Raw genomic sequence first — 9,991 nt, forward strand, 5'->3', positions numbered from 1 at the left:
AGGCCGGCGATGGCGGCGGCGTTCTCGGGCTCCTCCGCCAGAAGGCCGGCGTAGATCTGCGCCGCGCCGGCGGCGTCGCCGGCCGCGAGCGCCGCGTCGGCCTCCGCCAGCAGGTCGACGTCGTCCTCCACCGCGCCGCCGGTGATGCGCTCGATGAAGGCCTTCACCTGCGCCTCGGGCAGCGCGCCCATGAAGCCGTCCACCGGCTGGCCGCGGGTGAAGGCGATGACCGCCGGGATCGACTGGATGCCGAGCTGGCCGGCGATCGCCGGATGCTCGTCGATGTTCATGGTGGCGAGCTTCACCTTGCCGCCGGCGGCCTTCACCACCTTCTCCAGCACGGGCGTGAGCTGCCGGCACGGCCCGCACCAGGGCGCCCAGAAATCCACCAGCACCGGGCGGGTGAGCGAGGCCTGCACCACGTCCGCCATGAAGGTCTGGGTGGTTGTGGCGACGATCAGGTCGTCGGTCGCGGGCTTGGCGGCGTCGGCCCCGGCTGCGAAGGTCATGCGAACCCCTCGGAATCGTCGCGGCCGCGTCGTCGCGGCGGCGTTCCACATCGGCGAGAGAGATGGGGGAAGCGGGGCGGGATTGCAAACGCCGGCAGCGGCCGCCTGCAAAAACGGCGCGAGGGGCAGATGGTCGCGGCGACGTGATAGGCCGCGACTTTTCCTGAATGATGCTAGACAGGTGCTCAGCTTAACCGAAAGGACGAGACCGCAGATGGCCGAAGCGACGACCGTGTCCTCCCCCAAGCCGCGCCGCAAGGTGGTGATCGTGGGCGCCGGTTTCGGCGGCCTCACCGTGGCCCGCGACCTCGCGAAGGCGGACGTGGACGTCACGGTGATCGACCGGCACAACTACCACTGCTTCCAGCCGCTGCTCTATCAGGTCGCCACCGCGGAGCTGTCGCCCGCCGACATCGCCTGGCCGATCCGCCACGTGCTGCGCCATCAGGCCAACGTGCAGGTCCTGCTCGGCAAGGTGGAGGCGATCGATGTGGAGAACGGGCTGGTGAAAGCCGACACCGTCACGCTGCCCTATGACGAGCTGATCATCGCCACCGGCGCCACCCACTCCTATTTCGGCCGCGACGACTGGGCGCCGGTCGCCCCCGGCATGAAGCGCATCGAGGACGCCACCGTCATCCGCCGCCGCCTGCTGATGGCGTTCGAGCGGGCGGAGCTCGCCAACGACCCGGCCGAGCGCGAGCGGCTGCTGACCTTCGCCATCGTCGGCGCGGGGCCGACCGGCGTGGAGCTCGCCGGCGCCATCGTGGAGGTGGCGAAGAAGGTGATGCCGGCCGAGTTCCGCCGCATCGACCCGCGCACCGCGCGCGTGATCCTGATCGAGGCCGGGCCGCGGGTGCTGCCCGCCTTCCCCGAGGACCTCTCGGACTACACCAAGCGCTCGCTGGAGAAGATGGGCGTGGACGTGCGGGTGAACACCCGTGTGACGAACTGCGACGAGGCCGGCGTCGATCTGGAGACCGGACGGCTCGACGCCGCCACCATCGTGTGGGCGGCGGGCGTCGTGGCCTCGCCGGCCGCCGAATGGCTAGGCGCCGAGCACGACCGCGCCGGCCGCGTGGTGGTGGGGCCGGACCTCTCCGTGGCGGGCCACCCCAACATCTTCGTCATCGGCGACACCGCCTGCGCCATCCAGGAGGACGGCAAGCCGACGCCGGGCGTCGCGCCCGCCGCCAAGCAGATGGGCGCCTATGTGGCGGACGTGATCTCCTGCCGGATCAAGGGCTTGGTGCCGCCGCCGCACTTCATTTACAAGCACGAGGGCGATTTCGCCACCATCGGCCGCAAGTCCGCCGTGGTGAAGATGCCCTGGATGCAGATGCACGGCTTCCCGGCCTGGCTGCTGTGGTGCGTGGCGCACATCTACTTCCTGATCGGCACCCGGCACCGCATCGCGGTGGCGTTCAAATGGGCCTGGGATTTCGCCACCTTCCAGCGCGGCGCCCGCCTGATCACCGACCAGAAGGACCAGCTCTGAGGCGCCTTTCGGCCGCGCTCGCGCGCGCGGCCGACGCCAAAGACGCCCCCTTTCTTGTCCCGGCCTTGAGCCGGGACCCAGATCCGCTGTGGTGTGAAGGCTTGGCGCCCCGTCCGCCGCGCCCTGTTTGGAAGCGCTGACGCTTCTGGGTCCCGGCTCAAGGCCGGGACAAGAGAAGGTCGCTTTCTCGGGCGCCTTAGAATGCCGACCCCGCCGCCGCCACACCCCTTGTCCCGGCCTTGAGCCGGGACCCAGATCCGCTGCGGCGTGAGAATAAAGCACTCCGTCCGTCGCGCCCTGTTCGGAAGCGCTGATGTTTCTGGGTCCCGGCTCAAGGCCGGGACAAGGGCGTGCGGCGCCCCTCCAACATCCCCCAACGAAAAAGGCCCGGAAGCGTCGCGCCTCCGGGCCTTTTTGCATCTCGCGCGCAGCGCCGTCAGGCGGCCTGTTTCGCCGTCTTCGCCGTGAGGTTGGCGGCGCTCTGGCCGAGCTTGGTGAGGTCGGAGTCGGTCTTCTTCTCCTCCGACAGGGTTTCGTCCAGCAGCTTGGCGGCGTCGGTCAGGCCGAGCGCGGTGGCCCAGCTCTTCAGCGCGCCGTAGCGGGCCATCTCGTAGTGCTCCACCGCCTGCGCCGCGGCCACGAGGCCGGCGTCGAGCGCGGGCTGGCCCTTGAACTCCTCGAGGATCTCTTCGCCCTCGGCGAGGATGCCCTCGATCGCGTCGCAGGTCTTGCCGCGGGCGGGTTTGCCGATGATCTCGAACACCTTCTGCAGACGTTCGATCTGACCTTCGGTCTCTTCCTTGTGTTTCGTGAAGGCCTGTTTCAGTTTTTCGTCCTGAGCGCCGCGCGCCATCTTGGGCAGCGCTTTGAGAATTTTGCGCTCGGCGTAGTAAATGTCCTTCAGCGTTTCGTGGAATAGCGTGTCGAGACCTTTGTCGCTCATGGCGTTTTCCTCTCGCGTTGGCGCGACTCAAACGCGACGCTCGTCCATATGTTCCGCACGCGCCGCCCGTTTCTGTTCGCGCGGCGCATGAAAAAAGGGCGGCTCCGCGTGGAGCCGCCCTTTTCGATCCGGTGAAGCGGCCCGCCGCCCGGAGGTGGGGGCCGCAATCTCAGAGGCGTCCGATCACTCGGCCGCGTCCTCGCGACGGCGACGGCCGCCGCGACGACCGCCCGAACGCTCCTCGCCGCCCTCGGCCGGCTCGGCCGCGGCGTCGCCGCCCTCGGAACCCTTGCCTTCGAGGTCCTCGCCGGTCTCCTGGTCCACGACCTTCATGGAGAGGCGGGTCTTGCCGCGGTCGTCGAAGCCCATGAGCTTGACCTTGACCTTGTCGCCCTCCTTCAGGACGTCGGAGGGCTTGGCCACCCGCTCCTTGGAGATCTGGGAGACGTGGACGAGGCCGTCCTTGGCGCCGAAGAAGTTCACGAAGGCGCCGAATTCGACCACCTTCACCACGGTGCCCTCATAGACCACGCCCACTTCCGGGTCGGACGCGATCGACTTGATCCAGTTCAGCGCGGCCTTGATGGCCTTGCCGTCCGAGGAGGCGACCTTCACGGTGCCGTCGTCCTCGATGTTCACCTTGGCGCCGGTCTTCTCCACGATCTCGCGGATGACCTTGCCGCCGGTGCCGATGACTTCACGGATCTTGTCGGTCGGGATCTTGATGACCTCGATGCGCGGCGCGTATTCGCCGAGCTCGGTGCGGCCGGCCGCGATCGCCTTGGACATCTCGTCGAGGATGCCGAGACGGCCGTCCTTCGCCTGGGCGAGGGCGACCTTCATGATCTCCTCGGTGATGCCGGCGATCTTGATGTCCATCTGCAGCGCGGTGACGCCGGAGTCGGTGCCGGCCACCTTGAAGTCCATGTCGCCGAGATGGTCCTCGTCGCCGAGGATGTCGGACAGCACGGCGAACTTCTCGCCTTCAAGGATCAGGCCCATGGCGATGCCCGCCACCGGCCGCTTCAGCGGCACGCCGGCGTCCATGGCCGAGAGCGAGGCGCCGCAGACGGAGGCCATCGACGACGAGCCGTTGGACTCGGTGATCTCGGACACCACGCGGAGCGTGTAGGGGAACTCGTCCGCCTTCGGCAGCATCGGGTGGATCGCGCGCCAGGCGAGCTTGCCGTGGCCCACTTCACGACGGCCGGGAGCGCCCATGCGGCCGGTCTCGCCCACCGAGTAGGGGGGGAAGTTGTAGTGGAGCAGGAAGCGCTCCTTGTAGGTGCCGCCGAGCGAGTCGATGAACTGCTCGTCCTCGCCGGTGCCGAGCGTCGCCACCACGAGGGCCTGCGTCTCGCCGCGGGTGAAGATGGCCGAGCCGTGGGTGCGCGGCAGCACGCCCACTTCCGCCAGGATCGGGCGCACCGTGGTCAGGTCGCGGCCGTCGATGCGGATCTTGTCGTCGAGGATGCCCCAGCGAACGATCTTGGCCTCGAGCTCCTTGAACACCGCGCCGAGCTTCAGCGCGTCCACGGGGTTCTCGACGCCCTCGCCGGAGAGCGCGGCGAGCGCCTTCTTCTTGGCGGCGCCGACCGCGGCGTAGCGGTCCTGCTTGGCCTTGATCTTGTAAGCGTCGCGCAGGTCGGCCTCGACCAGTTCGCGCAGCTTGGCCTCAAGCTCGGAGACGTCCTCGACCTGGTGGTCGCGGGGCTCCTTGGCGGCCTTCTCGGCGAGGCGGATGATCGCCTCGATCACCGGCTGGAAGCCCCGGTGGCCGAACATCACGGCGCCGAGCATGGTCTCCTCGGAGAGCTCCTTGGCCTCCGACTCCACCATCAGCACCGCGTCCTGGGTGCCGGCGACCACGAGGTCGAGGTCCGAGCCCTCCATGCGGTCCTGAACCGGGTTCAGCACGTACTCGCCGTCGATGTAGCCGACGCGGGCGCCGCCGATCGGGCCCATGAACGGCACGCCGGACAGCGTCAGCGCGGCGGAGGCGCCGATCATGCCGACGATGTCGGGGTCGTTCTCGAGGTCATAGGAGAGAACGGTGACGACGACCTGGGTGTCGTTCTTGTAGCCGTCCGCGAACAGCGGGCGGATCGGGCGGTCGATCAGGCGGGAGGTGAGCGTGTCCTTCTCGGTCGGACCGCGCTCGCGCTTGAAGTAGCCGCCCGGGATGCGGCCCGCAGCGTAGTACTTCTCGGTGTAGTTCACGGTGAGCGGGAAGAAGTCGACGCCGGCCTTCGGGGCCTTGGCGGACACGGCGGTGGCGAGCACGGTGGTCTCGCCATAGGTCACGAGCACGGCGCCGTCGGCCTGGCGGGCCACATGGCCCGTCTCAAGCGTCAGCGTCCGGCCGGCCCATTCGATCTTTTCGCGATGAATTTCAAACATGTGTTCGTTCGTCCTGGCGGTCACGGAGCCAAGGGACGACCGTCGGGCGGTCTGAAAGCCATGGGCAAGACGGCGCGGCGCTCTCCTTTTCGTCCACGCCGTGCTCCGGCGTGACGACGCCCGCGTCTCGACGCGGCGTCGGAAAAGCGCCCTGCGATCCTGCCCCATGACGTCCGGGGCCCGATGGCGTCCCGGATCCTCAACAGTGCGGCGGCCGACGCCTCATTGCGCCGGCGGCCCGGATTCTCGTGGTCGAAGGCTCTCCCTCGCCCGGCCCTGCGGGCCGACCTCTCCCCGCCGGGGAGAGGTGAAGGAAGAAGCGCCTCGTCACCTCTCCCCGGCGGGGAGAGGTCGGCGCGGCGAAGCCGCGGCGGATGAGGGGGGCCTCAAGCCCCCCGAAGCGTCAGCGGCGGATGCCGAGACGCTCGATCAGGCTCTGGTAGCGAGCCACGTCCTTGCCCTTGACGTAGTCCAGCAGCGAGCGGCGCGAGCTCACCATCTTCAGCAGGCCGCGGCGGGAATGGTTGTCCTTGGCGTGGCTCTTGAAGTGGCCGGTCAGGTTGTTGATGCGCTCGGTGAGCACGGCGACCTGCACTTCGGGGGAGCCGGTGTCGCCGGGCTTGGTGGCGTATTCGGCGACGAGCTGCTTCTTGCGTTCAGCGGAGATCGACATCGGGGTCTCTCTTGTTCGATCGGACTGTCGGGTCCCGGCCGGGCGTCACGCCCGGTCGAGGTGGAAAATGCGTCGGGGATGGAGTTCGCCGCGGTCGATCTCGGCGAGCGCGATCAACGCGCCGCCGGCCGTCACGGAGACAGAGCCCTGATGGGTCGGGGCATCCCGTCCGCGCAGCAGCACGGGCTGCCCGTTGAGCAGCCGTGCCGCCTCCGCCTGGCTGACGGCGAGCGCCGGGATGTCGTCCAGCGCCGTCTCAACCGGAAGGAGGCATTCCGCGAGCTCCTGCTCGCCGCCGGCACCCTGTCGCAAACGCTCCAGTTCGTCCAGCGAAATCGCGTCGTCCTCGGTGAAGCCGCCGACCGCGGTCCGCCGAAGCGCCGTCACATGGCCCCGCGTGCCGAGCGCGCGGCCCATGTCACGGGCGAGCGCCCGCACATAAGCGCCCTTCCCGGTCTCCGCCTCGAACACCGCCTTGTCGGCGTCCGCCTCGATCAGGTCGAGCCGGTGCACCTCGATGGTGCGCGCTGCGAGCTCCACCTCCTCGCCGTCGCGGGCGAGGTCATAGGCGCGCTGGCCGTCGATCTTGATCGCGGAGAACTGGGGCGGAACCTGCTCGATCGAGCCGCGGAACGTCGGCAGCAGCGCCAGGATCGCCTCGCGCGACGGCCGGACGTCGGAGGTCGCCACCGCCTCGCCCTCGGTGTCGTCGGTGTTGGTCTCGATCCCCCAGGTGACCTCGAAGCGGTAGATCTTCCGCCCGTCCATCACGAAGGGCACGGTCTTGGTGGCCTCGCCGAAGGCGATCGGCAGGATGCCCGAGGCGAGCGGATCCAGCGTGCCGGCGTGGCCCGCCTTCTTGGCCTGATAGATCCAGCGGCACTTGGACACCGCCTGCGTGGACGCGACGCCCACCGGCTTGTCGAGCACCAGCCAGCCGGAGATGTCGAGACCCTTCTTACGGCGGCTCATCGCTCGTCACCCTCCGGCTCGTCGGCGTCGAGGTCGCGGGAGACCTGCGGCGAGCGCAGCAGCGCGTCGATGCGGGCGCCTTCGGCGAAGCTCTCGTCCTCGCGGAAGCGGATGTCCGGCGCGGACTTGAGCGCGAGGCGGCTCACCACCAGCATGCGGATCTGCTTGCGGTTGGCCTCCAGCGCCTTCAGCACCTTGGCCACGTCCTTGCCGCCGAGCGGCATGACATAGGCGGTGGCGAGCTTCAGGTCCGGCGTCATGCGCACCTCGGGCACCGTGATCACGTGCTTTTCGAGCACGGGGTCCACGACCTCGCCGCGCTGGAACACCTCGGCCAGCGCATGGCGCACGAGTTCGCCGACGCGCAGCATGCGTTGCGAAGGGGCCTTCGAGGCCGGGGAAGAACGGGACACTTTGATCTCCAGAATGGGCGCGTTGCGCCACAAAATGCAGGCGCGGCTCACGCGGGCATGGTTATCGACGGCCGCCTTGGCGTCGGAGCTTTTTGGCGGATCGGCCTAGAACGAGAACGACGGCCGCTCCGCCAAGAAGCACAAGCGACGCTGACGGTTCGCAGCCCTCCCGGAACTCGCCTTGAGCGACTTGGTCGCCGGTGAAAAAATTCCAGAACCAGAGTTGACCGAAGACGAGGAGAAGGGCGCTTGCGACATAGCTCGGCCATAGCCAGCCCAGGCCCGCCGCCGCCAACGCGCCGAGACCGATAAACCCTGCGGCGACGCCGAGCGCCCATGGCGCTCCTAAGCTTTTGTCGCAGACTTCAGCCGCGGCAGGCGACGCCGCCAGGCAGGCGGACATGGTCGCCACAAGCAACGTCGCCAGACACCGGCGTGAAGGTGAAGTCGGCCAGCGGCCGATGACGTGAGACATTCTTCCTCGTGCGCCTATGCGGCGGCCGGACAGGCCGGCTACGCCGTCAGGACCGGGATCGGACCGGTCGTGAGCGGACAAACGAACGACCCGCGGCGTGAGCCGCGGGTCGGATTGGGCCTGAACGAAAGCCTGCGATCAGAGCGAGCGCTTCACTTCCGTGACGCGGTAGCACTCGATCACGTCGCCGGCGCGCATGTCCTGGTAGTTCTCGAACGACATGCCGCATTCGGTGCCGGCGCGGATCTCCGGCACGTCGTCCTTGAAGCGCTTGAGCGTCGAGAGCTTGCCTTCGTGGATGACGACGTTGTCGCGGATGAGGCGCACGCTCGCGCCCTTCTGCACCACGCCCTCGGTGACGAGACAGCCGGCGATCTTGCCGACCTTCGACACCGCGAAGATCTCGCGGATCTCGGCGTTGCCGAGGAAGTCCTCGCGCCGCTCCGGCGACAGCATCCCGGACATGGCGGACTTAATGTCGTCCACCAGATCGTAGATGATGTTGTAGTAGCGGATCTCGGTGCCGGTGCGCTCCGCGGCGTCGCGGGCCTCTTTCAGCGCGCGGACGTTGAAGCCGAGCACCACCGCGTTCGAGGCCGAGGCAAGGATCACGTCGCTCTCGGTCACGCCGCCGGCGCCCGACAGCAGCACGCGCACGCCGACCTCGTCGTTGCCGACCTTCTCGAGCGCCTGCACGATCGCTTCCACCGAGCCCTGCACGTCGCCCTTGATGACGAGCGGGAACTCCTTCTTACCCGCCACCTTGATCTGCGACATCATCTGCTCGAGGCCCGAGACGCGGACCACGGCGCGGGCCGCCGCCTGCTCGCGCTTCTGGCGCGTGCGGTAGTCGGCGATCTCGCGGGCGCGGGCCTCGTTCTCGACCACCGCGATGCGGTCGCCCGCCTCCGGCGCGCCGTTGAAGCCGAGGATCTCCACCGGCATGGACGGACCCGCCTCCGGCGTGGTGTCGCCCTGGTCGGTGATCAGCGCGCGCACGCGGCCCCATTCGGAGCCCGCGACCACGATGTCGCCCTGGCGCAGGGTGCCGCGCTGGACGAGCGCCGTCGCCACCGGGCCGCGGCCGCGGTCGAGCTTGGCCTCGATCACGGTGCCCTCGGCCGGACGGTCCGGGTTGGCCTTCAGCTCGAGGATTTCGGACTGGAGCTGGATGATCTCGAGCAGCTTGTCGAGATTGGCGCCGGTCTTGGCCGAGACCTCGATCTCCAGCGTCTCGCCGCCGAGCGACTCCACCTGGATCTCGTACTGCAGCAACTCGCTGCGCACCTTGTCGGGCTTGGCTTCCGGCTTGTCGATCTTGTTGATCGCCACGATGATCGGCACGCCGGCCGCGCGGGCGTGGTTGATCGCCTCCGCGGTCTGCGGCTTCACGCCGTCGTCGGCCGCCACCACCAGCACCACGATGTCCGTGGACTTGGCGCCGCGGGCGCGCATCGCCGTGAAGGCGGCGTGGCCCGGCGTGTCGATGAAGGTGATCTTGCCGCCGAGCGGCGAGGTCACCTGATAGGCGCCGATGTGCTGGGTGATGCCGCCGGCCTCGCCCTTGACCACGTTGGTCTGGCGGATGGCGTCCAGCAGCGAGGTCTTGCCGTGGTCCACGTGGCCCATGATGGTCACGACGGCCGGGCGCGAGCGCAGGCTCTCGGGCGCGTCGGGGGCGTCGAACAGGCCCTCCTCCACGTCCGACTCCGCCACGCGGCGCACGGTGTGGCCGAGGTCCTCGGCGATGAGCTGGGCGGTGTCGGCGTCGATCAGGTCGGTGATCTTCTTCATGACGCCCTGCTTCATCAGCAGGCGCACCACGTCCACCGCGCGCTCCGACATGCGGTTGGCGAGCTCCTGCACGGTGATGGTCTCGGGGACCGTCACTTCGCGGGCCAGCTTCTCCTTGGGCTCCTGATGGCCCTTGCCGGACAGGCGCTGCACGCGCCGGCGGTAGGACGCGACCGAGCGCGACCGCTCCTCGTCGCTCGACGAGGTGGCGGTGGCGATGGTGAGGCGACCGCGCTCCTTGGTCGGGGCGGCCTTGGCGCGCTCCGGCTTGGCGGGCACGGGGGCGCGCACCGGCGTGCTCGGGCCGGCGCGGC

The 9,991-nt window shown here is 68.9% G+C and carries 8 protein-coding genes; 1 reads left to right on the forward strand and 7 read right to left on the reverse strand.

All coding sequences use genetic code 11. The features are described from left to right. Positions 1-509, reverse strand: a 509-nt coding sequence (gene trxA, locus ACFQ4O_RS11470; protein WP_378775827.1) for a thioredoxin, incomplete at its 3' end; no start/stop codon positions are given. 214 nt (positions 510-723) lie between these two features. Here trxA and ACFQ4O_RS11475 point away from each other — a divergent pair. Beyond that, complete coding sequence (locus ACFQ4O_RS11475) at positions 724-2,007, forward strand: NAD(P)/FAD-dependent oxidoreductase (protein WP_378775828.1); 1,284 nt, start codon at positions 724-726, stop codon at positions 2,005-2,007. A gap of 436 nt (positions 2,008-2,443) precedes the next feature. On the opposite strand, the gene ACFQ4O_RS11480 is transcribed toward ACFQ4O_RS11475, so the two are convergent. The 6 genes from ACFQ4O_RS11480 to infB all read right to left on the reverse strand — a co-directional run. Continuing rightward, complete coding sequence (locus ACFQ4O_RS11480) at positions 2,444-2,950, reverse strand: YciE/YciF ferroxidase family protein (protein ID WP_378775829.1); 507 nt, start codon at positions 2,948-2,950, stop codon at positions 2,444-2,446. A 183-nt stretch (positions 2,951-3,133) separates the two neighbouring features. After that, on the reverse strand, positions 3,134-5,350 hold the full coding sequence (pnp, locus tag ACFQ4O_RS11485) for a polyribonucleotide nucleotidyltransferase (RefSeq protein WP_378775830.1): 2,217 nt from the start codon (positions 5,348-5,350) through the stop codon (positions 3,134-3,136). A 403-nt stretch (positions 5,351-5,753) separates the two neighbouring features. Continuing rightward, positions 5,754-6,023 carry a 30S ribosomal protein S15 gene (gene rpsO, locus ACFQ4O_RS11490; protein WP_378775831.1) on the reverse strand — a complete coding sequence of 90 codons (270 nt, stop codon included), beginning with the start codon at positions 6,021-6,023 and terminating at the stop codon, positions 5,754-5,756. Positions 6,024-6,068: 45 nt separating this feature from the next. After that, positions 6,069-6,995, reverse strand: a complete 927-nt coding sequence (gene truB, locus ACFQ4O_RS11495) for a tRNA pseudouridine(55) synthase TruB (RefSeq protein ID WP_378775832.1) — start codon at positions 6,993-6,995, stop codon at positions 6,069-6,071. After that, complete coding sequence (gene rbfA, locus ACFQ4O_RS11500; RefSeq protein WP_378775833.1) at positions 6,992-7,408, reverse strand: 30S ribosome-binding factor RbfA; 417 nt, start codon at positions 7,406-7,408, stop codon at positions 6,992-6,994. Before rbfA ends, truB begins: the two co-directional genes overlap by 4 nt. Before the next feature lie 613 nt (positions 7,409-8,021). Continuing rightward, the coding region (infB, locus tag ACFQ4O_RS11505) for a translation initiation factor IF-2 (RefSeq protein WP_378775834.1) at positions 8,022-9,991 on the reverse strand (1,970 nt) is incomplete at its 5' end.

The organism is Methylopila musalis, assembly GCF_042679725.1.
Classification (GTDB): Bacteria; Pseudomonadota; Alphaproteobacteria; order Rhizobiales; family Methylopilaceae; genus Methylopila; species Methylopila musalis.

What these genes read in the sequence shown, in the direction of transcription:
- ACFQ4O_RS11475 (WP_378775828.1), top strand. Translation starts at nt 724, where the DNA reads ATGGCCGAAGCGACGACCGTGTCCTCCCCCAAGCCGCGCCGCAAGGTG.
- ACFQ4O_RS11480 (WP_378775829.1), bottom strand. Translation starts at nt 2,950, where the DNA reads ATGAGCGACAAAGGTCTCGACACGCTATTCCACGAAACGCTGAAGGAC.
- pnp (WP_378775830.1), bottom strand. Translation starts at nt 5,350, where the DNA reads ATGTTTGAAATTCATCGCGAAAAGATCGAATGGGCCGGCCGGACGCTG.
- rpsO (WP_378775831.1), bottom strand. Translation starts at nt 6,023, where the DNA reads ATGTCGATCTCCGCTGAACGCAAGAAGCAGCTCGTCGCCGAATACGCC.
- truB (WP_378775832.1), bottom strand. Translation starts at nt 6,995, where the DNA reads ATGAGCCGCCGTAAGAAGGGTCTCGACATCTCCGGCTGGCTGGTGCTC.